At 59.7% G+C, this 22,730-nt stretch carries 21 protein-coding genes; 12 read left to right on the top strand and 9 right to left on the bottom strand.

The features are described 5' to 3' along the window. Positions 1-27: 27 nt before the first annotated feature. Together GDN47_RS07680 and GDN47_RS07675 are read left to right on the top strand one after the other, a co-directional pair. A complete protein-coding gene (locus tag GDN47_RS07680) occupies positions 28-570 on the top strand; it encodes a DUF1269 domain-containing protein (RefSeq protein ID WP_113350918.1) in 543 nt (180 codons plus the stop codon). Between the two features lie 217 nt (positions 571-787). Next, positions 788-1,906: an FUSC family protein gene (locus GDN47_RS07675; RefSeq protein ID WP_173002465.1), complete on the top strand. Its 1,119-nt coding sequence runs from the start codon at positions 788-790 to the stop codon at positions 1,904-1,906. Positions 1,907-1,926: 20 nt separating this feature from the next. On the opposite strand, the gene manD is transcribed toward GDN47_RS07675, so the two are convergent. Both manD and GDN47_RS07665 read right to left on the bottom strand, forming a co-directional pair. After that, positions 1,927-3,129, bottom strand: a complete 1,203-nt coding sequence (gene manD, locus GDN47_RS07670; protein WP_113389521.1) for a D-mannonate dehydratase ManD — start codon at positions 3,127-3,129, stop codon at positions 1,927-1,929. Between the two features lie 30 nt (positions 3,130-3,159). Further along, positions 3,160-4,473, bottom strand: a complete 1,314-nt coding sequence (locus GDN47_RS07665; RefSeq protein ID WP_152092968.1) for an MFS transporter — start codon at positions 4,471-4,473, stop codon at positions 3,160-3,162. Positions 4,474-4,598: 125 nt separating this feature from the next. On the opposite strand from GDN47_RS07665, the gene GDN47_RS07660 reads away from it, so the two are divergent. After that, positions 4,599-5,363, top strand: a complete 765-nt coding sequence (locus GDN47_RS07660) for a GntR family transcriptional regulator (RefSeq protein WP_152092967.1) — start codon at positions 4,599-4,601, stop codon at positions 5,361-5,363. A 68-nt stretch (positions 5,364-5,431) separates the two neighbouring features. On the opposite strand, the gene GDN47_RS07655 is transcribed toward GDN47_RS07660, so the two are convergent. The 6 genes from GDN47_RS07655 to GDN47_RS07630 are packed head-to-tail and all read right to left on the bottom strand — an operon-like array spanning position 5,432 to position 12,754. Next, complete coding sequence (locus GDN47_RS07655; protein ID WP_152092966.1) at positions 5,432-6,535, bottom strand: ABC transporter ATP-binding protein; 1,104 nt, start codon at positions 6,533-6,535, stop codon at positions 5,432-5,434. Next, positions 6,535-8,643 (bottom strand): ADP-ribosylglycohydrolase family protein, encoded by a 2,109-nt coding sequence (locus GDN47_RS07650; protein WP_152092965.1) that lies wholly within the window; start codon positions 8,641-8,643, stop codon positions 6,535-6,537. Before GDN47_RS07650 ends, GDN47_RS07655 begins: the two co-directional genes overlap by 1 nt. A 26-nt stretch (positions 8,644-8,669) precedes the next feature. Continuing rightward, positions 8,670-9,503, bottom strand: a complete 834-nt coding sequence (locus GDN47_RS07645; protein ID WP_152092964.1) for a carbohydrate ABC transporter permease — start codon at positions 9,501-9,503, stop codon at positions 8,670-8,672. Further along, on the bottom strand, positions 9,500-10,345 hold the full coding sequence (locus GDN47_RS07640; protein ID WP_112342902.1) for a carbohydrate ABC transporter permease: 846 nt from the start codon (positions 10,343-10,345) through the stop codon (positions 9,500-9,502). Before GDN47_RS07640 ends, GDN47_RS07645 begins: the two co-directional genes overlap by 4 nt. 51 nt (positions 10,346-10,396) lie before the next feature. Beyond that, positions 10,397-11,716: an ABC transporter substrate-binding protein gene (locus tag GDN47_RS07635; RefSeq protein ID WP_152092963.1), complete on the bottom strand. Its 1,320-nt coding sequence runs from the start codon at positions 11,714-11,716 to the stop codon at positions 10,397-10,399. A 24-nt stretch (positions 11,717-11,740) separates the two neighbouring features. Then, on the bottom strand, positions 11,741-12,754 hold the full coding sequence (locus GDN47_RS07630) for a LacI family DNA-binding transcriptional regulator (RefSeq protein ID WP_113350926.1): 1,014 nt from the start codon (positions 12,752-12,754) through the stop codon (positions 11,741-11,743). Between the two features lie 262 nt (positions 12,755-13,016). Between GDN47_RS07630 and GDN47_RS07625 the strand changes: the two genes are divergently transcribed. Further along, the gene (locus tag GDN47_RS07625) at positions 13,017-14,162 is read left to right on the top strand and encodes an acyltransferase family protein (protein ID WP_152092962.1); all 1,146 of its coding nucleotides are present in this window, start codon (positions 13,017-13,019) and stop codon (positions 14,160-14,162) included. Between the two features lie 568 nt (positions 14,163-14,730). Beyond that, positions 14,731-15,555 (top strand): glycerophosphodiester phosphodiesterase family protein, encoded by an 825-nt coding sequence (locus GDN47_RS07620; RefSeq protein WP_152092961.1) that lies wholly within the window; start codon positions 14,731-14,733, stop codon positions 15,553-15,555. Between the two features lie 110 nt (positions 15,556-15,665). Here the strand turns inward: GDN47_RS07620 and GDN47_RS07615 are convergent, their stop codons facing one another. Beyond that, on the bottom strand, positions 15,666-15,944 hold the full coding sequence (locus GDN47_RS07615; protein WP_069609985.1) for an HU family DNA-binding protein: 279 nt from the start codon (positions 15,942-15,944) through the stop codon (positions 15,666-15,668). 352 nt (positions 15,945-16,296) lie between these two features. On the opposite strand from GDN47_RS07615, the gene GDN47_RS07610 reads away from it, so the two are divergent. The 7 genes from GDN47_RS07610 to GDN47_RS07580 all read left to right on the top strand — a co-directional run bounded on the left by GDN47_RS07610 (position 16,297) and on the right by GDN47_RS07580 (position 22,719). Then, positions 16,297-16,518, top strand: coding sequence for a hypothetical protein (locus tag GDN47_RS07610; protein WP_095437446.1), 222 nt, complete (start codon positions 16,297-16,299; stop codon positions 16,516-16,518). 166 nt (positions 16,519-16,684) lie between these two features. Then, a complete protein-coding gene (locus GDN47_RS07605; RefSeq protein ID WP_152092960.1) occupies positions 16,685-17,683 on the top strand; it encodes a Tim44 domain-containing protein in 999 nt (332 codons plus the stop codon). Positions 17,684-17,877: 194 nt separating this feature from the next. After that, positions 17,878-18,702: a class I fructose-bisphosphate aldolase gene (locus GDN47_RS07600; RefSeq protein ID WP_069609982.1), complete on the top strand. Its 825-nt coding sequence runs from the start codon at positions 17,878-17,880 to the stop codon at positions 18,700-18,702. Positions 18,703-18,723: 21 nt separating this feature from the next. Further along, positions 18,724-19,881 carry a Gfo/Idh/MocA family protein gene (locus GDN47_RS07595; protein ID WP_152092959.1) on the top strand — a complete coding sequence of 386 codons (1,158 nt, stop codon included), beginning with the start codon at positions 18,724-18,726 and terminating at the stop codon, positions 19,879-19,881. Continuing rightward, positions 19,878-20,549 carry a D-lyxose/D-mannose family sugar isomerase gene (locus GDN47_RS07590; protein ID WP_152092958.1) on the top strand — a complete coding sequence of 224 codons (672 nt, stop codon included), beginning with the start codon at positions 19,878-19,880 and terminating at the stop codon, positions 20,547-20,549. The genes GDN47_RS07595 and GDN47_RS07590 overlap by 4 nt, the downstream gene beginning before the upstream one ends. After that, a complete protein-coding gene (locus tag GDN47_RS07585; protein ID WP_152092957.1) occupies positions 20,549-21,607 on the top strand; it encodes a carbohydrate kinase family protein in 1,059 nt (352 codons plus the stop codon). Before GDN47_RS07590 ends, GDN47_RS07585 begins: the two co-directional genes overlap by 1 nt. 101 nt (positions 21,608-21,708) lie before the next feature. Then, the gene (locus GDN47_RS07580) at positions 21,709-22,719 is read left to right on the top strand and encodes a zinc-dependent alcohol dehydrogenase family protein (RefSeq protein ID WP_152092956.1); all 1,011 of its coding nucleotides are present in this window, start codon (positions 21,709-21,711) and stop codon (positions 22,717-22,719) included. The last annotated feature ends 11 nt before the right edge of the window (positions 22,720-22,730 follow it).

Raw genomic sequence — 22,730 nt, 5'->3', positions numbered from 1 at the left:
CTCGACAACACGACCCGGAGGATTTCGATGTCAGAACTCATAGTGCTTGGTTTCGATGATGCCGATAAGGCGGATGCTATCCTTAATCGTCTCGTTCAGCTCGAGAAGGAATATCTGATCGATCTGGAAGATGCCGTTATCGCCATTCGCGACGAATCCGGTAAGGTCCGTCTCAAGCAGAGCGTCAATCTGACCGCTGCCGGTGCCGCAAGCGGCGGTCTTTCGGGTGCGTTGTGGGGTTCGCTCGTTGGCCTGATCTTCCTCAATCCTCTTGCGGGCCTGGTGGTCGGCGGTGCGATCGGTGCCGGCTCCGGTGCTCTCGCCGGGTCGATGGCCGATTACGGCATCGATGACGGCCTCATCGAAAAGCTCGCCGAAACCATTCCGGTGCATAGTTCCGCGCTCTTCCTGCTGATCCGCAAGGTTCAGCCCGAGAAGGTCCTCGCCGAATTCAAGGGCGAGCATGCGCGGCTGTTGCGCACCTCGCTTTCACCGGAACAGGAAGCACGGCTGCGACAAGTTCTCGTTGAGGAGACCTCGCCAACGTCTGCGGCGTCCGCCACCGTTTGAGCGTAAAATCCGATCCGTAGCGGTCAGTCAAAGCCGTGCTTCCGCAGAGGACACGGCGAGCCATCGGATGATTTGCCATTATTCGCTCTCCTTCCATATCAGGCCGAACACTGCCATTGTAATTCGCGGGTTCATCCCGCGATCGGCGTTGCAGCAGGGGAGGGGGCAAGACCCAACGGCCATTGTCAGCATACGTTTTCAGACCAAAAGTAGCGCGATGACGGAACCCGTATCGCCTCAAAGCCAGCCCCCGCCAAAGCCCGGGATATCGCTGATCCAGACCAAGCGCGCGGCGGTGCAGGCGTTGCGTGTTATGATCGCCTGCACGATCACCTATGCCGTCTCCCAGCTTCTGCAACTTCAGCAAGGCTATTGGGCCGTCTTCACGGTGCTGATCGTCATGCAGGCATCTGTCGGCGCCACCGCCGGCATGGCTGTCGACCGTCTGGTGGCGACCGTCGCCGGAGCTATGCTCGGAGGAGCAGCGGTGTTCGTCACACCGCACGAGCCGCTCGCTATCGGGATCGCACTTATCTGTGTCGTCGGCTTTTCTAGCTTTGTGTCGGCGCGCGTGCCTCGCCTGCGCAATGCAGGGTTGACGGCGGCGATCGTCATGCTGACGCATTCCGCCGCCGTTCCCGTCGAGATTTTCGTCATCGACCGCATCGCCGAGATCACGTTGGGCGGTGTCGTGGGCGTGCTCGCCAGCCTCTTCATCCTGCCGACGCGTTCGCGGACCATGGTGCTCGATCGTTTCGGATCGGCCCTCGATGTCATGGCGCAGATATTGCGCACTCTGGCAACCGCAGTCGAAAAAGGAGAGCCGGTCTCGGCTTCCGAAGCCAATATCGCGCTGCGTCAATCGCTGATGGCAACGGAAACGCTTTTGACCGACGCCCAGCGCGAGCGCGCCTTCTGGTTGACGAGGCATGGGATTTCTGAGGCCATCCCTCGCTCTCTCTGGCGCATTCGCAACGACATGACCTATGTCAGCCATATCGTGGAAACGCCCTTCCCACCGGCGATCGTCGAAGCGATCGGGCCGCAAGCAGGGCAAGTGCTCGAGGCACAGGCCCGCTTCGCGGAAGCATGTGGCCGGGCGCTTCGTTCAGGCGGCGAGATCGATCCCAAGGTGCTCTCCGCCGGTGATGAGGCCTTCGAAGCCGCTTTCAGCGCTCTGCAGAATTCGACAGAGGCCCAATCGATGGGCTTCAGCGAAACCGGCCGTCTATTCGGCCTTGATTTCACCTTGCGCCGGATGCGGCAGAATTTTTTGGATCTTGCCGACCGCATCCGCGAAAGCGATGTCAATGAAAAGGCCGGCGGGCTCGGGTAAGCCGGCCGGCCCTGAAACAATCACCAACTCCACATGGTCCCATCGGAAAGCCGCGCGACGTCGAGATAGGCCTGCCGATACGGATATTTCTCGGCCGCTTTCTCGTCGAAGTCGACGCCGTGGCCCGGCTTTTCGCCGCTGTAGAGATGGCCGTCCTTCAGATGCCATTCGTGAGGGAAGACGTTTTTGGCTTCGTCCGGATGGAAGGCATATTCCTGAATGCCGAAATTCGGCACCCAGCGATCGAAGTGCAGAGCCGCGCCCATCGTGATCGGCGACATGTCGGCCGCGCCATGGCAGGCCGTGCGGATGTGATAGAGGCCGGCGAGATCGGCGATGCGCCGCACATGGGTGATGCCGCCGGCATGCAGCGGCGTCGTGCGGATATAGTCGATCAGCTGTTCCTGGATCAGCTGGCGGCAATCATGGATCGAGTTGAAGACCTCGCCGAGTGCGAGCGGCGTGGTCGAGTGCTGGCGGATGAGGCGGAAGGATTCTTGGTTTTCGGCTGGAACTGCGTCTTCGAGCCAGAAGAGCCTGTGGCGCTCCACGTCCTTCGCAAGCCCTGCCGCTTCCTGCGGCGTCAGGCGATGGTGGACGTCGTGCAGCAGGTGGAGATCATAACCGAAGCGATCGCGCAGATGGTCGAGGAGCTTCGGCAGGAACCGCAGATAGGTCGGCGTATCCCATAGCGTTTCCCGTGGCTTGTCTTCCGCCTGGGCCAGCGAACCGACCTTTTCGACGCCATAGGTGATGGGCAGGCCGGGAACGGCGCTCTGCACGCGGATTGCCTTCCACCCCTGTTCCTTGAAGGCGGCGACCTTGTCACCTGTCTCTTCGATCGTCTCGCCGTTGGCATGGGTATAGGCCAGCATATGCGTGCGGCTGGCGCCACCGAGCAGTTGATAGAGCGGCATGTTGGCCGCCTTGGCCTTGATGTCCCACAGCGCCACGTCGACGGCGGCGATTGCCGCCATAGTGATCGGGCCGCGGCGCCAATAGGCACCCTTGTAGAAATACTGCCAGATATCCTCGATCTGCGATGCATCGCGGCCGATGAGGCAGGGAACGAGGTGATCCTGCAAATAGGAGGCGACGGCCAGTTCGCGGCCGTTCACCGTGGCGTCGCCGATGCCGTAAATCCCTTCGTCCGTCTCGATCTTGAGCGTGACAAAGTTGCGTCCGGGCGAGCAGACGATGACCTTCGCATTGGTGATTTTCATGGGAACCCTTTCATGGTCTAAGGATCTAAATCATGCCTTCGGATCGGCGATCGGTTCGATGCGGCCGAGGACGAAGACATAGGAGACGATGCCGATCGCCAGCATCGCGCCGGCCAGAAGGAAGGCGCGGCTGAAGGACTGCGTGGCGCCGACGATGAAGCCGGTGATGATCGGCGCGGCGATACCGGTGACGCTGTTGAGGAAGTTCATGATGCCGCCAACCGTGGCCGCGCCACCTTTGGGAGCGATCAGCGCGGGGATCGACCATCCGGCCGGTGCGGCAGCGGCAAGGCCGCTCAGCGAAATCGTGATCCAGAGGATGGCCCAATAGGGATCGGCCGTGAGGCCGGCGCCGACGACGGCAAGACCCATCAGCATGCCGAAAACGATGATCGACTTGCGAACCTTGGATTCGTCGTGGCCCTTGCGGATGAGATGGTCGATCAGCCAGCCGCCGATCAGGAGATCCGAGATCGTCGCGAAGATCCATGGGATCGTCGTGAAGCTTGCCGATTTCAGGATGTCCATGTGCATCTCCTTGACCAGATAATCCGGCAGCCAGAAGATGAAGAGGGCGAAAGCATAGCCATAGGCGGCAAAGCCGATCGAAAGGCCCCAGACCTTGCGATTGCGCAGGAGGTAGCCGAGCATGCAGACGGCATTGGCCGAGGCTTCGCCTTCCTGGGCAGCGCCGCCGGCCTTCAGATAGGCCCGCTCCTCATCGGAAAGGTTCCTGTCGACACTGGGGTCGCGGTAGAACAGCCAGAACATGGCAAAGAAGACGAAGCTGATGATAGCCGTCGCCAGGAAGCCGCCGCGCCAGCCGAAATGCAGCATCAGGAAGGCGACCAGCGGGATGGCGATGACATTGGAGAATTTCGCGGCAGCATCGAAGAGTGCGGTTGCGAGACCGCGTTCATGGCGCGGGAACCAATAGCCGGTCGCCTTCGAATTGGCCGGGAAGCCCGGAGTTTCCGCTACGCCCAGAAGCATGCGGGAAAGAAAAAGCGTCTGCATGCCCGTCGAAAAGGCCGTGATGACGGAGGCGACACCCCAGGAGAATGTGCTCCAACGCATGACCCGCATTACGCCGAAACGGTCAAGCAGCATTCCGACGGGAATTTGCAGGAAACCGTAGGTCCAGCCGAAGGCGCTGAACAGGATGCCCATTTCTGCAGGGCCGATGTGAAAATCGTCCTGAATGAGCGGCGAAGCGACCGTCAGGTTCACGCGGTCGAAATAATTGACGAGAACGCCGAGCGCGAGAAGCGCGCCGATCCACCAGCGTCGATTGGTGGATGGCCGGCGCATGGCGCCAACAGCTGATGCGTGTTCGATTGTCATAAACTCCTCCCTCTAAGAAATATCACGCTAGTAATCTGAAATTTCACATAAGGCAATGATTTTGATATAAGCAGCCAAAAGTCAATGCCGACCCTCGTGAATCGGGCGGGAGGGACGGTGGTGAGTTGGAACGGGAAAAGATCGACAGCGCGATGGTTAAGAAGGAAAAGCAGTCTCGAAGCCTGTCGGAGGAGGCCTATGATCGCCTTGAAAGCATGATCGTTTCCACAGAACTGATGCCCGGCGCACGCTACACGATCCAGCAGTTGCAGCAGCAGGCGGGGCTTGGCCGCACGCCCGTTCATGATGCGGTCAAGCGCCTTTCCGCAAATCAGCTTATCCATGTCAGCCCGCGCTCGGGCCTACGGATCGCGCCTGTCAATCTGGCGCAGGAGCGGACCTTGCTTCCCTTGCGTACGGAAATGGAGGCGATTGCCTGCGGGCTTGCGACCGAGCGGGCGACGCCTCAGGATCACAAGATCCTCAGAACCTTCATTACCGATCTGGAGGCTTCCAAGGCGGAACTCAGCCTTGAGCGATTCAATGTCACCGACCGGCTATTGAACAGGGCGATCCTGACGGCATCCGGAGAGCCGCTCCTGGCGAACACGCTCATTCCACTCCAGACGCTCTATCGCCGTACCGGGTGGATCTATCACACCTATCTCGGCCCTGGCGCGCCGATGGAGACGACTGTCGAAAGCCATATATCGCTGCTGCGCTTCATCGTTTCGGGAGATCGCGCCCGCACGGAAAAGTTCGTACGCGAGATGATGGAGGACCTCGGCAATATGTTGCTGAAGGTGCGCCAGTCGATCGATCCGGCAACACTCGATGTCAGCCTTGCCGATATGGCTGTCAGGACCGGTGTCGCCGGGCCGATCAACTGATCGAGCAGGTATCCCGCAAATTCGACATGGCGCGGGTTGAAATGCCGCCTTACGACGGCGCTTTGGCGTCACGAATGTTGCAGGTCCCGCTCGACGGCCTTATCGGTCAGCCGGCGCCCGCCAGCATCGAACAGGCAGATCCGTTCCGTCCGCGGTTGCAGCCAGATCGTCTCTTCCGGTTCGATATCGAGCCGGTCATGGAAGACGGTGACGATTGTCTGCCCGCCCACCGTCGCCGTTATATGCGTCTCGGAACCAAGCGGCTCGACGACCACCACGCGCGCGGGAATGCCGACATTTGCGGGCGAGAGGGTGAAATATTCCGGCCGGATGCCGTAGACGCCTTCCACGCCGGAAACCCTGGGTGCATTGTCGGGCAGGGGCAGCAGGACGCTCTCATTGGTCTTGAAGACAGGCTTTCCGCCATCAGTGTCGAAGCGTCCATTCAGGAGGTTCATGGCTGGCGAGCCGATGAATGCGGCAACGAAGGTGCTTTGCGGGTTGTCGTAAAGCTCTAGCGGCTTACCGATCTGCTCGATATGGCCGCCGTTCATGACGACGATGCGGTCGGCCATGGTCATGGCTTCAACTTGGTCGTGGGTGACGTAAACGGTCGTCGTTGCCAGGCGCCGGTGCAGGCTCTTGATCTCGGCACGCATGGCGACGCGAAGCTTCGCGTCCAGATTGGACAGAGGTTCGTCGAACAGAAAGACTTGCGGATTGCGGACGATCGAACGGCCCATGGCGACGCGCTGGCGCTGGCCGCCGGAGAGCTGGCGGGGATAGCGCCCGAGGAGATCGGTGAGGCCGAGAATCTGCGCGGCATGTGCCACGCGCTTTTGCTTTTCTTCCTTCGCGGCTCCGGCAAGTGTCAGCGAGAAGGCCATGTTTTCAGCGACCGTCATATGCGGGTAGAGCGCATAATTCTGGAAGACCATGGATATGTCGCGTTCCTTGGGCGGCAGGTTGTTGACGACGCGCCCGCCGATGCCGATCGTGCCGCCGGTAATATCTTCAAGGCCGGCGATCATCCTGAGCAGGGTTGACTTGCCGCAGCCCGAGGGGCCTACAAGGACGACGAATTCGCCGTCGGCAATGTCGGCCGAGACGCCGTGGAGAACCTCCACGGCGCCATAAGCCTTGCGTGCCTTATCGATGGTGACCGTTGCCATCATACTCCTCCTATCCGGATCTCGTTCGACGACAAGGCGCCTTCATGGATGAGAAGGCCGACACCGCCGTCACGGAAGGCATCGGCGGCGGTATCTTCCGCCGTCACCGAAACACCGTCGGCCTCGAAGGTGATGCGCGCCCCCTGCGCCGAGACCTTCATGGCGATATGTTTGTCGAACTCGGTCTTGAAGGCGGTTTCGGCAAGAACCTTGGTTTCCTCGTCGCGCACCTTGACGATCTGCATCTTGCCGTCGCGCGTCACGCGCGCGCCGTAGTATCGGCGCAGGCCCTGAGCGCGGATGGCAAGGCCGCCGTAATTGCCGAGATGGATCATAACCTGGCCTGAGGCCTGGTAATCGGTCCATTGGCGCGTGCCATGAATGATGATGCCTTCGCCTCGGTTCTGCGCGATGCGGAAGGCGGCCGGGAAGCGCTTGGAGAAGAAGCTTGCGCCGTTCACCCAGGCCATGCGCCAGAAATCGCCGTCGCCAGCCGGGCGCTTCAATGTCAGTTGGGGCGCGCCGTCCCAGCGGAGATAATCCAGGAACACGCGGCCATCGGCGCGCCTCCCGCTGCCGGTTACTGTGATGCCGATCTCCGCGATCGGCTGGCCGTCGGTCTCAGGAAGGGTCCATTCGAGAATGGCTTCCGAGCCGGGCTCTATGACAACCGGCGCCGAGTCGATGTCGCTCAATTGGTCGCGTTCATCATAGATCCGGATGCGCAAACGCGCTTCGATTGTGCCGCGGTTCTGCGCGTCGGCCTTGGCGCGGGCCTTTACCGTCTGGCCGGGATAGACGAGCGGCGTCGCCATCAGGTCGTAGGTGCGCATGTCGAGCATTTCGCGCGGCGAGAAGGTCGGCGTCGTCACCACGGCGCTTTGCGCCGGCCCGAGGGCTTCGTAATCGATCGTCAGCGCGCGCCCGCTTTCGAATTCGGTATTGCCGACACGCACGCCGCTTGCCGCGCCGAGACCTGTCAGTGGGAGGAAGCCTTGCTGGCTGCCGGGAAGCGAGAAATGAAACTGCGCGCCGTTCTTCGGAGCCTCGAGCGATTGATGGCCGGCAAGCTGTAGACCGAGATTTGTCAGGAAATAGGCCTGGCGCACGGCATCGTTGATGGAGTTGCCGCCGTCAGCTGAGGAGATCAGCATGCGGTCGGCGATGGGGCCGCGGAAGTCGGGGCCTTCGGCAAGTCCATCAAGGCCATTCATTATGCCGAGCAGGCAGCCGACATTGCCGGCGTTACAATCGGTATCCCAGCCCGATGTATTGACGATCATCTGCGCCTTCTGGAAATCGTGCGGCGCATAGAGCACCGTCATGATCATCAACGCGTGATTGGGCATGATATGGCAGTTGCCGGGATATTTGTCGTAGCCGCAATTGTCCTGGATCTTCTGGCGTGTGTCGCGCCAATCGGGATGCGCCTTGTGCCAGGCCCTGATGTCGGCAATCAGCCGGGCGATCTGGCTATCGCTTGGGATCTGCTTGAGCCCGGTATCGATCAGATGGTCGATGTCGGAGGTGACGAAAGCCTCGGCTTCCATCGCTGCCCAGAGCATGGCGGCATAAACGGATTCGCCATCATGGCTGACCTTGCCGGCCTGTTCTGCAAGCTTGGCCGCGAGTTCCGGCTGACCGGGGGCAACCATCGCCCATCCATCGATGAAGATCTGGGCGCCGATCTGCTCGGCAACGCCCTGGCCATTGGTGGTGATCGAACCGGACTGCGGGGCCGGCACGCCCTTCTTGAGATTAAGCCAGGCGGTGTGTTCGGTGGAGTTGCCGTTGCCGCCCCACCAGAGGATCGCGCGTTCCTCGACGATGTAATTGAGCCAGGCCTTGCCGATTTCTTCGGCGGAGAGGTTCGGCTTGATGCCGTAATCTTCCAGCGCGCGGATGAAGGTGAAGGTGCCGGCCACATCGTCGTCGGTGACGACGAGCGGCTGGTTCAGGCGTTCATGCACGTAATATTCGATAGGACCGAGTTCCTCCATGATCTTCTGGTAGGTCCATCCCTCGAAGGGGCGGCCAAGATAGACGCCGATGAGCTTGCCCAGGACGCCGGCATAGACACGTTCGAGATAGTCGTTCGGAAGCTGCATTGCTTACTCCATTTCGATAAATTCGTTCAGCCTTTGACGGAGCCGCCAGCCATGCCCTCGATGAAGCGCTTTTGCATGAAGACGAAAAGCGCGACGACAGGCACGACGATGATGAGCGCTGCGGCCATGATCTCACCCCAATCGGAGCTGTACTGGCCGGACAGCAGGAAGAAGGCGATGACGGCTGTCATGTTCTCCTGTTTTTGCAGGAAGGTCGTGGCGATCAGGAACTCGTTCCAGGAGTTCAGACCGATGATCAGCGCCACGGTAAGGATGCCCGGCGAGACGATCGGCAGCATCACCCGCCAGAAGACCTGCCAATGCGTAGCGCCGTCGACGATCGCTGCTTCCTCAAGCTCCTTTGGAACCGCCAGGAAATAGGTTCTGAGCAGCATCACGGCAAAGGGGCTGTAGAGCGCGGTGTAGATCAGCGCCACGCCGAAGATGTTGTTGATGAGCCCGAGCTTGGCGAAGCCGAAATAGAGCGGGAAGATATAGAGCTGGATCGGTGCGGTCGTGGTCGCCAGCAGATAGAAGGTGAAGATCTTCCAGCTTTTGATCTTGCGGCGCGCGATGACATAGGCCGTCAGCGACGCTGTGGTGCAGACGAGCGCGATCGTCGTGCCGGAGACGATCAGCGAATTGACGAAAGTCTTCGAGAATTTCGCGTGGTTCCAGGCATTGGCAAAATTCTGCCAACGGATCGGCTGCGGCAGGCCGAGCGGATTCTGCACGATCTGAGCCGCCGGCTTCAGTGAGTTCAGCACCAGAAGCGCGATCGGGAAGAGGGCGATGAAGGCGAATATGCCGAGAAGGATATAACAGATCCAGAGGGTCAGGCGGCTTTCCACGAGCCTCATTGTTCGCCCTCCCTGGTCTGGATGCGCACGTAGAAGAAGGTGCCGATCAGCCCGAACAGGCTGATGACGAGGGCTGCGGCGGCCGCTTGTCCGACGTTCAGATCATAAAAGGCCTTGCGATAGGCGAGTGTCGAAAGCAGTTCGCTGGAGAAGGCTGGGCCGCCCTGGGTGAGGATGTAGACGAAATCGAAGGCGAGGAACGACCAGATGACGGTCATGATCATCATCAGCGTGATCGTCGGCCGGATGCCGGGAAGCAGCACATAGCGCATCATCTGGACATAGGTCGCGCCCTCGATGCGGGCCGCCTCGATCTGTTCCTGTGGCACCTGGCGGAGTGCGGCGAAGAAAATGACGCAGAGAAAGCCCCACCAGTGCCAGAGGTCGACGGTCGCGACGCCGAACAGCGCGATCGGCGGTTGGGTCAGCGGATTAGGGATCGGCAGCCCGTATTTTTTGAGGAGGCCGAAGACACCGGTCACGGGGCTATAGATCATACCCTGCCAGATGCGGGCCGTGATCGCGGTCGCGATGACGACGGGCAGGAAATAGACGACCTGAAAGAAATTGCTGCCGCGGCGCACGATCAGCAGCATCGAGGCGGCAAGCAGCCCCATGAGGATTGGCACCGTCAGGAAGACGATGGTCCAGATGATGTTGTTGCCCAGCGCCAGCCAGAAGACGCGGTCACCGGCAAGCGCGCGGAAATTGTCGAGGCCCGCAAAGGTGGGCGGGGAAATGCCGTCCCAATTGCAGAAGGCGAGTGCCACCGTCAGCAAAGCAGGGACGAGGACGATGATGATATTAATGATCATCGTCGGAACGAGATAAAGTCGGTGCATAATATCCTCCGGACGAGGACGGCGCTTTCAACGCCGTCCTGCGGCGGCTTGTCAGGTGCGGGGTGGGACCGCCGGCGCCTTGCCGGCGTCGCGTTCCTGCTTGAAGGTCTCGTCAAGCTTCTTCAGGAAGTCGGCCGACTTCGTTTTCTTGAGCCAGACCTCTTCCATGCCGCTGACCAGGTATGTGTCTGTGGCCGGCGGCAGGAAGGTCCAGGTCGTGTAACCGTATTTGCCGGCGGCGACTGCGCCTGCCAGCTGCTTCATGGCGTCCTCGTAAAGAGGCAGGACTTTATCGGAGAGCTTGACCTTGGAGAGATCGGCCAGCGGTAGGTTCCATTCGCCCTGCCAGACCGAGTTCATCTTGCTGTAGTAGTCGTCGGTGAACATGTAATCGAGAACGGCAGCGGCGCCATCGGCATTGCCTGACTTGGCGTTGATTGACAGCGTCGAGCCGATGCCAAGTGCGAAGATCGGATCGCCCTTCTCGCTCGGGAAGCCGACGAAGCCGGGCTCCGCGTTGTTCTGCGGAAAATAGGTCTGGACGTTGGTGAAATTCCACGTGCCCGTCGGTGCCATTCCGGCCTGGCCGCTGGCGATCTGCGCGAAGGCCTGTTCCAGCGTCAGCGAGAAGTAGTTGTCACCGAAATATCCCTTGTCCCACCACTCCGCGAGCTTGTCGATCGAGTGGACAAAGGCGGGATCGGTCCACGGAATGGCGCCTGTCAGTGCCTTGTAGACATTCTCGGGTCCGGCAATCGAATTGATGGCGATCGAGACATAATGCTCGTTGGCCGGGCGCCAGTCGGCATTGCCGGCACCGAATGGGGTGAGGCCCTTGGCCTTCATCTCGTCGGCAAGCGCCTCGAAATCTGATATGGTCGTTGGCACCTTCCATTTGTTCTGGTCGAACAAGGTCTTGTTGTAAAAGAGGCCGAGCGTTTCGTATGTCTTCGCGAGCGCATAGAGCTTGCCGTTGTAGCGGCCGAGATCGAGGAAGAGCGGCAGCAGACGCTCGTCCCATCCGTATTTCTTGGCGTAGTCGTCAAGCGGCATAAGCTGACCGGCCTGTGCCATTGCCGCGACATAGCTCGGGCCGGCCGTGAAGACGACATCGGGGCCTGTGCCGGCCAGCATCGCGACGCGCAGCTGCTTGTCGAGATCCGAGCCGCGGAAATCGATACTCAGGAGGTCTTCGGGATGTGCCGCATTGAACGGGTCGATCAGAATGTTCTTGAGGTTATCCTGGTTCTCCGGCGAAGCGGATTCGTACCAGAAGGATACCGGCTTCTGATCCGCCGCGAAGGTGAAGCGGGACAAAAGCGGCAGGGCAGCCAGGCCGAAGCCGGCTTTTAAAACTGTACGTCTGTGCATCGGTTTTCTCCTCCCGATTTGGTTTTATTCGTTGCTCGTCGAACCCCTGACGATGAGATCGAAGGGCATTTCAACGGCGGTTCCAGCACCGGTCTTCTCTCCGCGCAGGCGATCCATCAGTGTCTGCGCGGCACGTTCTCCCATTTTCCATTGAAACTGCGCGACCGTCGTCAGCGTTGGGGTGACGAGCTTGGCGGCGGAAATATCGTCGAAACCGACGACAGCGATATCCTCGGGGATGCGGATGCCGCGCTCGCGCAGCGACTGCATCACCCCGATCGCCATCAGGTCGTTTGCGGCGAAGATAGCGGTCGGTCTGAAATCGCCGTTGAGGATGCTCTCGGCCGCGCGGACGCCGCCCATCTCGGAAAATTCGTCATCGATGACAACATGGTCGGGATGGCCGAACTCTGCGAGCGCCTTACGATAACCCTCGATACGGTGTGCCTGCGGACCGCCGCGCCCGGCGACGAGCGCGATGCGCTTATGACCGAGGCCCAGCAGATATTCCGTCACCGTCTGCGCCGCCGCCCTGCTGTCGACATAGATGTCGTCGATCGGGATTTCGCCGCCGCGTTTCTTGGATGATTCAATTCTTACTATGGGAACGCCGGCTTCGACCAATGGATTGAAATCCTTGGCCTTCAGCGTGAAGAAGACGCCGACCACACCATCGACACGGCCCTGTCGGGCCCAATCGAGAAAATGACGTTCCCGCTCGGGCGTCCCGTCGGTGTTGACCGTGATCACATCGTAGTTCTGGCCGTCAGCGACCGACTGAATGCCGCGGATCAAAGACGGATAGAACGGATTGGTGATGTCAGGCACGATGCAGGCGATGGTCATCGTGCGGCTCGTCTTGAGCGCTTGTGCAAAACGGTTTGGCACGTAGCCAAGGTCCTTTGCCGCCTTGGTGATACGCTCCCATGTCTCCGCCGGGATGGATGCTCCGCCGCCGCTCAGCACCATGGAAACGGTAGCCTGCGAAACCCCCGCAGCCCTTGCGACATCCTTTTGCGTTGCTCGTCCGTTTTTCATCACTCACTTTGCTTATACGTATTAGTTATACGTATCAATAAAAGTTCGCAGGCTGAGTGTCAAGCGTCGTCATCGCCTCTGCCCATGCTTTTGGCGGAGAGGCTGCCGTGCTTTGGAGAGGTGCCGTTTATCGATATGGGCGTTCGCCTCAGGGCGCTCTGGCCTGCTCGGCCGAGCTTCATGGAAGCTTGCCCTTCCAACGCGAAATTTTGAGTAGCTCACTACATAATCAATTAATGGTTGAAATCTAAAATGCGAAAATATGGAGAGACCATCACGTCGGCATGATTTGGATTTTATCAGGGTGGCAGCATTTTTGCTGCTGATCGTCTACCACGTTAGCCTGATTTATAATTCGAGAAATTTCATGCTGAAGGCGCCGGACAGTTCTCCCGCCTTCGATATAATCCATTTGTTGACGCATCCGTGGCGAATGACGCTGCTGTTTTTCATCTCCGGCGCCGTGACGGGCATGCTGCTTGTGAAGCGTCCTCCAGGCGCATTGAGGAGTGCGCGGACAAGACAACTATTGCTGCCTTTTCTGGCGGGCATGGTATTTCTGATTCCACCACAGATATATGTGTTTTTGAACGCTGAGATGGGTGTGCATATCAGCCTTTTGGAGGTCTTCTGGAATTATCTGACCTTGACTCCGGTTTCCTTGCCGAGCGGTGAGCAGACGCTGCTCGCCGGCATGCAGCATCTTTGGTATCTCCTATATCTGTGGAGTTATACCGTGATCATTACGCTCACGGTAGCGGTGTGGCCATCGTTGTTGCCCTATATGGGAGATCGGCTTGCCCCTTGGCTTACGGGCAAATGGGTACTGATAGCGCCCGCCTTGCTATTTATCTTACTGCGGCTTGTCTTGAGACCAATTTTTCCCCCATCACTGGAGTTTTTGACCGATTGGTACAGTCATGCCGTTTATATGGCCGCGTTCCTTATGGGAGCTGTGATGGCAACGCGTGACGATTGCTGGGATGCTATTGTCAACATGCGGAGGCCGGCATTGATTCTGACGGTCGCTTGCGCGGTGGCTTTGGTATGCCTGTTTCCCAGTCTGCCATCCGGTAATCCAGAAATGTGGCGGCTGTCTGTAGGGAGGGTGCTTGGTGGTACGTTCCAGTGGTGCGCGATCGTCGCCGTTCTCGGCTATGCGAGGATTTGGTGCCGATCGGAAAACGCCGTGATCCGCTATCTCAACAGGGCAGTTCTCACCTACTACGTTCTCCACCAGACCGTTATGCTGCTGATCGCCTATGGGTTGGATCGTATTGGGCTCTTGTCCGCCGTGTCGTTTATCCCGATTTCCGTTGCGACTTTGGCAATCTGCGCTGTGGCTTACGAACTGAAGCTTCGTTTGGAGAGTGCCGCGAACGCAATGTTTCGCCCGCACGCTGCCTGATATCACGGGCGGGCTTGGCAAATCGGATTCTTATCGATCGTCAATTGTCGGGCGCTGGCCGCGCAACCGGCTCCCGTTGCGATGATCTACAGGTCGCGATCGATGGCATCGCGCTTAAAACATGGCGCTCCAAATAGGCGGCGGCAGTCAGAGACTGGCTGCCAACAATCAATGATCTGAGACGGATCGCAATCTCTACATCTCAGGCTCTCAATGCACCGCTCCCGATCCGCCGGCCGCAACGATTGCAAAGGGTTGCCCCTCAACGGGAATGGTGCGGACTTCCTTCAGTGATTGGTTATCGACGATACGCACGAGGCTGTGGCGCGGATCGGTAATGGCGACGAGGTTGCCGGCCGAAGACGAGGACTGGAATTTCTAAGATTGCATCTTCCGCCGCCTGGATAATTTATCCATCATTTCCGATCGCAGCTATTAGGCTGCGATTGCCGTTCTAAGATGTCGGTGGCAGCCATCGGCATCGCGTTTTGCAGATCTGTCAAAATCCCATGATACGCCCGCTGAAGACGTGTGGTTCCGGGCGATTCGCGCGAGATGAGGACCTATCATGGACTATGCCGACTATATCGCCGATCCCTCGCGCGATTGTGCGATCGTCGTTCATCGCGGGATCTGGCGCGCCGCGCCGGAAAACAGCCTGCTTGCGATCGAGCAGGCGATTTCAGCCGGCTACGATGTGGTCGAGATCGATGTGCGATGCAGCAGCGATGGCGAGTTCTTTCTTCTGCATGATGATACGCTCGAGCGAACGGCTGGCCTCGCCCGAAAGGCGGAGGGGTTGACGCTGCAGCAATTGTCGAACCTGAACCTGCGCGATCGTGATGGCGGCGAGACGAACCGGATGACCGATGAAAAGCTGCCGAGCCTGAAGGACGTCTTCGATCTCACGCGCGGTCGCATTTTCCTGCATCTCGATGTCAAGCGCAGAGACATGATCCCCGGCGTAATCGCCTGCGCCCGAGCGATGGGCGTCGATCGGCAGGTCGACTTCTGGAGCGATCTGAAAACCTCGGACGATCTCGCCTGGATCCAGAGCAACGTGTCGCCGGAGATGGTACTTCTCATGGCGAAAACACGCCTCGGTTCTGTGCATGCCGAGAGCCAGCTTGATCTTCTCCGTCAGCTCAAGCCGCTGCTCTGTGAAATCTACTTCGACAGTCTTGACCAGCTCGCGGCGCGCAAGGCGCTTTTTGTGGATGCGGGTATGCGCCTGTGGGTCAATACCCTCGATTCTGTTTCCTGCGCGGGCTTCACGGATACTGCCGCCCTGCAGGATCCTGCTGCGATTTGGGGCAGACTTGTCGATGCCGGCGTCTCTGCCATCCAGACGGATGAGGCTGAGGCGCTGAGGATCTATCTCGATTCGCGTTGACCAGCCCTTCGATGCGATCAGCAAGCGCGGTCGCCTTCGTTTGAAAACGCAAACGGCCGGCTCTAACAAATAGAGCCGGCCGTTGAACTGTGGGATCCTAACGATCCGGATTACTTGTTGAGCGCATCCTTCAGCGCCTTGGCCGGCGTGAAGGCGAGCTTCTTCGATGCTGCAACCTTGATGGTTGCGCCCGTTCCCGGATTGCGTGCTTCGCGCGCCGGCGTATCCTTGACTTTGAACTTGCCAAAGCCCGGGATCGAGGTTTCGGCGCCGGATGTTGCGGCTCCGGTAATGGCTGCAAAGACGGCTTCGACGATCGCCTTGCTCTGGACTTTGGTAAGCTTGTGGTCTGCAGCAATCTTGTCTGCAATTTCATTGGTGGTGGTCATGAGGCTTCCCCCGCATTGATGACGGTGGAATCATTTCCATTGCCGATGTCCATTGTCACCTGGAGTCCGGGCCGGAAAGGCCTAGAATGCCCGTATTTCCACAGGTTCCGACGCATCGAGGCCATTTCGAACGCTTTCCGCAAGCGATTTTCCAATCAAGGCCTCTGTTAGGCCGGTCGATAGGAGAGCGGTCAGCGCTATCCGCAGACGCCTGCGAATCTGCGGAAAGAACCGGAATCAGAGCTCCGGCCCCTTCACCATACGGATGCGAGCGGTAATGGAGTCATTGAAACTGGCCTTTTGCCCGGCAGGTCTATAGAGGCTTGGCTGTGATCAATAGATGGAACGGACAATGGAACACGAGATCAAGATAGACAACCGCGGTGATTTCGGGCTTTGGGCCATCGAGGTCGCAAAGCAGATCATCAGCGATGAGGGCTTTGAATTGGCAAGAGCCGCACGGGACGGCACGGAGGATGATGTCCGCGCGGCCGGTAACGCACTTGGCCAGGCCATCACCAATGCGATGATGGAAGTCTATGACGGTTTGATCGAAGGAGCGGATGAAGATTAGGATCGTCTTCGAAGGGTGTGGCCAGTCATCCGCATGCTCGCGCGGCTGGCTTGCTCTGGATTGAAATCTGAAACTTGCACCAACTTAAAATCGCAGCCTTACAATCACGAACAGGCATCCCCATATAGGGGCGGATTAGTCTTTCTGCCCTATGACAGGAGAGCCAATGTTCAGTGCAGTACCGCGTTTCGCCAAGATCGCAGCCATCGTCGTCCTTGCCGCCGCGTCGTCTTTAGCGACCTTTGACGCTGCCGATGCACGCCGAGCTGGATCCAGCGGCTTCGGAAGCCGCGGAACGCGCACCTTTGATACCCCGGCCATAACGCGGACGGCGCCTACGCAGGCGGCCCCGATCGACCGGTCGATGACGCAGCGGCCGCAGCAGCAAACGACGACGCAGCCGCCGCTCGGCGCGCCGCAGCGTCCAGGTCTTTTCGGCGGCTTCGGTGGGTCGATGATCGGTGGCCTGATCGCCGGTGGTCTTCTGGGCATGATGCTCGGTCACGGTTTCGGCGGCGGCATCGGCTTCCTCGGCATGCTGCTGCAGATCGGTCTGATCGTGTTGCTGATCAGTTTTGCCATGCGTTTCTTCGCAAGCCGCCAGCGGACAGAATATGCAGCACCGGGATCGGGCACGTCCTACAATATGAATCCGATGAACAACGCAGGTGTTTCCTCGCGCCCTTCCTTCTCCATTCCGTCTATCGGCGGTGGAGCGGCGGCCGCGCCGAAGGCGCGCCAAGCCAATGACGAGATCGGGTTGCAGCAGGCCGATCTTGATCGCTTCGAGCACCTTCTGACAGAAATCCAGTCGGCCTATGGCAAGGAAGACTATGCCACGCTGCGCCGGCTGACCACGCCGGAGGCGATGTCCTACCTCGCCGAAGAACTGGGGGAAAATGCGACCAGCGGCGTGCGCAACAGCGTTTCCGACGTCCGGCTGCAGCAAGGCGATATCGCCGAAGCGTGGCGCGAGGGCAATGCCGAATATGCGACGCTTGCCATGCGCTATTCGAGCATCGACGCGATGGTCGATCGTGCGACCGGGAAACTCGTCGACGGCGACGATCGCAACCCTTCGGAAACAACGGAACTCTGGACCTTCGTGCGCAAGCCGGGTTCGGACTGGACGCTTTCAGCTATCCAGGGAACGGAGCTGCACTGATCTGTGTGGCTTCCGCAGAGGCCGCCTCGCGAGGGATCGCGGGCGGCTGGCCATGTCCATAAACTGATTGTTCTCATCCTTTAAACTTGAAGACGTCGAGCGGTTGTCGAAGACGACGCTGCATCCGCCTTGACTCGCCAAATCTGTCCTCTAATGTGCCGGTGTGGAAACGTTACCACATCGGGAGGAAATAGATGAAATCCGCGCGGTTCAACCGCCTGTTCGGCGTGTCCGGAAATTGTTTCGACGTCGCCATAGACCATGGCATGTTCAATGAACGGACCTTTCTCGCCGGCATCGAGGATATGCGAACGGCGATCAAGGTCATTGCCGATGCCGCGCCCGATGCCATCCAGCTTCCGCCGGGCACTGCACCCATTCTGCAGGCTATTCCCGGCAAAAGTCGTCCGGCTTTGGTGCTGCGGACCGATATCGCCAATATCTACGGCAATCCGCTGCCATCGGCGCTGTTTTCCGAAATGATCGACCGAGGCGTGGAGCAGGCCGTCGCACTCGATGCCGCCTGTGTGGTCGTCAATCTTTTGATGCTGCCGGACCAGCCGGAAGTTTATCGCGCCTGCGTGCGCAACGTGAACAGCCTGAAGCGCGAATGTGAGATTTACGGCATGCCTCTGATGGTCGAGCCGCTGGTCATGCAGGATAATTCCAAGGGCGCCTACATGGTCGATGGGGCGATCGACAAGATCCTGCCGCTGGTACGTCAGGCTGCCGAACTTGGCGCCGACATCATCAAGGCCGATCCCTGTGACGACGTGCAGGAATATCACCGCGTCATCGAGATCGCTCAGGGCTTGCCCGTACTGGTGCGTGGCGGCGGCCGCGTCTCGGATCAGGAAATCCTTTCACGTACGAAACAGCTGATGGAGCAGGGCGCCCGCGGCATCGTCTATGGCCGCAACGTCATCCAGCACAGTAATCCCGCCGGCATGACGCGCGCCCTGATGGCGATCGTCCATGAGGAGGCTTCCGTCGAAGATGCCTCGCGGCATCTCGCCTGACGCATCCTGGGAGGAGGAAACATGAAGAAGGTATTCCGCTTCGGCGTCATCGGCTGCGGCCTGATGGGGCGTGAATTCGCAAGCGCCGCCGCACGCTGGCTGCATCTTGCCGACACGAGGGCACGGCCGGAAATCGTTGCCGTCTGCGACACCAATGCGGCGCTGCTCGACTGGTTCAAGGACAATGTGCCGTCGGTTCGGCAATTCACTAGCGACTATAAGGAGCTGCTCGCCAATCCTGATGTTGACGCGGTCTATTGCGCCGTGCCGCATGTGCTGCATAAACAGTTTTACGTCGATATCCTGAAGGCCGGCAAGCATCTACTGGGCGAAAAGCCGTTCGGTATGGATGCGGCACAGAACCGCGAGATCATGGCGGTGCTTGCCGAGAACCCGAAGCTTCTGGTTCGCTGCTCGTCGGAAATGCCTTTCTTCCCTGGAGCGCAGAAAGTCATCGCGCTCGCCGAAAGCGGCGAGATGGGCGATATCCTCGAAGTCGAAGCCGGTTTCCTGCATTCTTCCGACATCGACAGGCAAAAGCCGATCAACTGGAAGCGCATGGCCGACATCAACGGCGACTATGGCTGCATGGGCGATCTCGGCATGCATGTGCTGCATGTGCCCCTGCGGCTCGGCTGGCGTCCGCAGACCCTGCACGCGCAACTGGTCAAGAAGATCATCGAGCGCCCGGACGGCAAGGGCGGCATGGTGCCGTGTACGACCTGGGACAATGCGACGATCAGCAGCCGTGTGCAGACAAAAGATCAGGATTTTCCGATGGTGCTGAAGACCTGGCGCATCGCGCCGGGCGAAGCCAATACCTGGTATATTCGCATCCTCGGCATGAAAAAGAGCGCCTTCTTCACCACCAAAGCGCCGCGGCAGTGGCAATGGATGGATTATACCGGCGGTGCCCAGGCCTGGAGTACCGAGGACCTCGGATACGGCTCATTGTTCCCGGCTATCACCGGCAAGATCTTCGAATTCGGCTTCGCCGATGCCATCCAGCAGATGTGGGCGGCCTTCGTCGATGAATTGGCAGGTGGAAACGCCAATGGCTTTGCCTGTGCGACGCCGGAAGAAGCGCGGGCGCATCATGCGGTGCTGACGGCGGCGTTGAAATCCGGCCGTGAAAATATCGTGGTACCGGTCGACTATGAAGGGGTGTCCACACGATGAAGCGCTCCGAAATCAACGAAGCGCTGCGGCGCGCAAGCAAAACCGTAGACCATTGGCGCTGGTCGCTGCCAGAGTGGGGTTATTGGACCGCGGCGGACTTCGCTGCAAATCCGGAGGCGGCGCGCTATCTGCGTAGTCATCAGCTGGGGTGGGATGTCACTGATTTCGGCTCGGGCCGTTTTGCCGAATGCGGCCTCGTGCTCTTCTGCCTGCGCAACGGCATCGTCGGTGTCGAAGGCGAACGCACCTATGCCGAAAAGCTGCTTTTCGTTGAGGAAGGGCAGGTCACGCCGACCCATCGTCACCAGGCGAAGATGGAAGACATCATCAACAGGGCCGGCGGCGATCTCGTCATTGAATTCGCTGCGACCGATGCCGAGGGCAATGTGCTGCAGGATGACGTGACCGTCCCGGTCGACGGCTTGCCGAAAAAACTTGCGGCATGGGAGCCGTTGGTTCTTTCTCCTGGCCGGAGCGTGACGATCCCCACCGGGCTCTATCATCGCTTTTACGGCCGCAAAGGCGGCGGTCCGGTCTTCCTCGGCGAAGTCAGCCAGGTCAATGACGACAATAGCGACAATTACTTTCTGAAACCGATCGGGCGCTTCGCCGCGATCGAGGAGGACGAGCCGCCGCTCAGGCCTCTATGGAATGAGGCAGGTGGCTGATGCGGACCGGGGAGGAGGTTCGCGACGGCGAAAAGAAGGACAAGGGAGGTATCGTCTGCGCGGGAAACTTCATCGTCGACCGTGTGCATACGCTGTCCTACTGGCCCGAGCAGGGTAATCTTGCTTATATTCAGCATCAGGATGTGGGCGTTGGCGGCGGGGCCGCCAATGTCGTCACCGATCTCGCCTCCCTCGGCTTTCCCGGGAAGCTTGCCGCCGCCGGCTGTATCGGCGCGGATATCGATGGCGGGATCGTCAAGGCGCGGCTTCAGAGCGCCGGTATCGATGCAAGCGGTCTGCGGGAGCTTCCCGACCGCGCAACAGCCCATACGCATGTCATGAACGTGCCGGGGCAGAACCGCACTTTCTTCTATCACGGCGGTGCCAATGATGCGGTGACGGACGCGCTCCTCTCGCCCGCGACCTTTGCCAACGCCGGTTACCGGCTGTTCTATCTCGGCTATCTCATGCTCCTGCCTGGTCTCGACATGCTCGATGCGGATGGCCGATCCGGAGCATCGCGCCTGCTGGAGGCCGCACGCAATGCCGGCCTGATCACTTGCGTCGATTTCGTCTCCAGTGAGGATCCGGAATTCGCGGCAAAGGTTGGCGCGGCGCTGCCCTATTGCGATTATCTTGTCATCAATGAAATCGAAGCAGGGCGGGCAACCGGCGTGACCGTGCGGGACACGAAAGGGGAGTTGAACGAGGCCGCACTGTTGACGGCGGGTGAGCAGCTGTTGGCGCGAGGTGTCGCCAAGGGCGCAATCATTCACGCTCCGGAAATCTGTTTCTGGTTTGCACCGGGCGTGAAGCCAATTGTCTCACGTTCCCGGCCAGTTGATCCGGCTGAAATCGTCAGTACCGTCGGCGCTGGTGATGCTTTCTGCGCCGCTGTACTTTACGGTCTGCATGAGGACTGGCCCGTCGAGCGCATCTGCGCTGCTGCACATGCTGCCGCTGCGCGTTGCCTGAGAGGGGCAACCGCGACGGATGGCATTCCCCACATGGCGGCACTTCTGGAGGATATAAAGGAGATGCAGCTCGCCGATGTCTAGCGCACCGCTGAGGAGCGGCAACGCGCATCATTGAGTGCTATAGTGCCGATGGGAGCGGCGCGATAGCGAGCGAATCAAATTTTTACGCTTGGAGGAGGCGAATGAGGGCAGTCCGTTTGGAAGCAATCGGCGATATGGCCATGCATATGGTCGAGAAGCCGAGCGCCGGTCCGGGAGAGATTGTCGTGCGGGTGCTGGCCGCCGGCATCTGCGGGTCAGACCGGCACATGTACAAGGGCGAATATCCGACGGCGATCCCCGTGACCTTGGGCCACGAGTTCTGCGGCCTCGTCGAGGAGGTGGGCGAGGGCGTTACCTCATTCGTGGGCGGTGAACTCGTAACCATAGACCCGAATATCGCTTGTGGCACATGCCCCGCCTGTCGGCGCGGGCGGCCAAATCTCTGCGCCAACCTCACGGCTATCGGCGTGACGCGCGATGGCGGCTTTGCCGAATATGTCGTAGTTCCCTGCGAACAGGCGTTCATACTGCCTGCGGATCTCGATCCCGTTCACGGCGCCTTCTGCGAGCCGCTGGCCTGCTGCATCCATGCCATCGACAAGGCACAAATCCGTCCGGGCGACAGCGTCGCCATATTGGGCGGTAGTGTCATTGGCTTGCTCATGGTCCAACTGGCGCGCCTCGCAGGCGCTGACCAGATCATCCTGATCACGAGGCAGCTGTCACGGCGGGAAGCAGCTTTGCGCCTGGGTGCAACACAGGCCCTCGATCCGACGGCGACCGACGCTGTTGCTGCCGTGCGGGATGCGACCGGCGGCGGCGTCGATGTCGTCATAGAATGCGCCGGCGTTCCCGAAACGCTGCAGACCGGCGTCCGGATGGTGCGGCGCGGCGGTGCCTTCGTGCTGTTCGGCGTGACGCCTGCTGGCCTCCAAGTGCCCGTTCTGCCGTTCGATCTGCTCGTCAATGAAGTCGAGATCAGGCCAGCCTATCTCAATCCATTCACCCACGCTCGCGCCGCTGCCATGGTGGCAAGCGGGATTCTTGAGCTGGATTCGCTTGTAACGAAGACGATTGGCCTTGAGGATGTTGCAAGCGTGGTCGGCAGCGCTCCGTTGGCTGGCGAAATCAAGGTCATCGTCCGGCCCTGAGCGCTGCTTGC

This window comes from Martinezella dioscoreae (genome assembly GCF_009176305.1).
In the GTDB taxonomy this organism is placed as follows: domain Bacteria; phylum Pseudomonadota; class Alphaproteobacteria; order Rhizobiales; family Rhizobiaceae; genus Rhizobium; species Rhizobium dioscoreae.
The sequence above is the reverse complement of the archived record's forward strand: the minus strand, read 5'-3'. Positions and strand labels throughout refer to the sequence as shown.

Excerpts from the sequence above, each read along its gene's own strand:
- GDN47_RS07680 (WP_113350918.1), top strand. The coding sequence starts at position 28 with ATGTCAGAACTCATAGTGCTTGGTTTCGATGATGCCGATAAGGCGGAT.
- GDN47_RS07675 (WP_173002465.1), top strand. The coding sequence starts at position 788 with ATGACGGAACCCGTATCGCCTCAAAGCCAGCCCCCGCCAAAGCCCGGG.
- manD (WP_113389521.1), bottom strand. The coding sequence starts at position 3,129 with ATGAAAATCACCAATGCGAAGGTCATCGTCTGCTCGCCCGGACGCAAC.
- GDN47_RS07665 (WP_152092968.1), bottom strand. The coding sequence starts at position 4,473 with ATGACAATCGAACACGCATCAGCTGTTGGCGCCATGCGCCGGCCATCC.
- GDN47_RS07655 (WP_152092966.1), bottom strand. The coding sequence starts at position 6,535 with ATGGCAACGGTCACCATCGATAAGGCACGCAAGGCTTATGGCGCCGTG.
- GDN47_RS07650 (WP_152092965.1), bottom strand. The coding sequence starts at position 8,643 with ATGCAGCTTCCGAACGACTATCTCGAACGTGTCTATGCCGGCGTCCTG.
- GDN47_RS07645 (WP_152092964.1), bottom strand. The coding sequence starts at position 9,503 with ATGAGGCTCGTGGAAAGCCGCCTGACCCTCTGGATCTGTTATATCCTT.
- GDN47_RS07640 (WP_112342902.1), bottom strand. The coding sequence starts at position 10,345 with ATGCACCGACTTTATCTCGTTCCGACGATGATCATTAATATCATCATC.
- GDN47_RS07635 (WP_152092963.1), bottom strand. The coding sequence starts at position 11,716 with ATGCACAGACGTACAGTTTTAAAAGCCGGCTTCGGCCTGGCTGCCCTG.
- GDN47_RS07630 (WP_113350926.1), bottom strand. The coding sequence starts at position 12,754 with ATGAAAAACGGACGAGCAACGCAAAAGGATGTCGCAAGGGCTGCGGGG.
- GDN47_RS07625 (WP_152092962.1), top strand. The coding sequence starts at position 13,017 with ATGGAGAGACCATCACGTCGGCATGATTTGGATTTTATCAGGGTGGCA.
- GDN47_RS07620 (WP_152092961.1), top strand. The coding sequence starts at position 14,731 with ATGGACTATGCCGACTATATCGCCGATCCCTCGCGCGATTGTGCGATC.
- GDN47_RS07615 (WP_069609985.1), bottom strand. The coding sequence starts at position 15,944 with ATGACCACCACCAATGAAATTGCAGACAAGATTGCTGCAGACCACAAG.
- GDN47_RS07610 (WP_095437446.1), top strand. The coding sequence starts at position 16,297 with ATGGAACACGAGATCAAGATAGACAACCGCGGTGATTTCGGGCTTTGG.
- GDN47_RS07605 (WP_152092960.1), top strand. The coding sequence starts at position 16,685 with ATGTTCAGTGCAGTACCGCGTTTCGCCAAGATCGCAGCCATCGTCGTC.
- GDN47_RS07600 (WP_069609982.1), top strand. The coding sequence starts at position 17,878 with ATGAAATCCGCGCGGTTCAACCGCCTGTTCGGCGTGTCCGGAAATTGT.
- GDN47_RS07595 (WP_152092959.1), top strand. The coding sequence starts at position 18,724 with ATGAAGAAGGTATTCCGCTTCGGCGTCATCGGCTGCGGCCTGATGGGG.
- GDN47_RS07590 (WP_152092958.1), top strand. The coding sequence starts at position 19,878 with ATGAAGCGCTCCGAAATCAACGAAGCGCTGCGGCGCGCAAGCAAAACC.
- GDN47_RS07585 (WP_152092957.1), top strand. The coding sequence starts at position 20,549 with ATGCGGACCGGGGAGGAGGTTCGCGACGGCGAAAAGAAGGACAAGGGA.
- GDN47_RS07580 (WP_152092956.1), top strand. The coding sequence starts at position 21,709 with ATGAGGGCAGTCCGTTTGGAAGCAATCGGCGATATGGCCATGCATATG.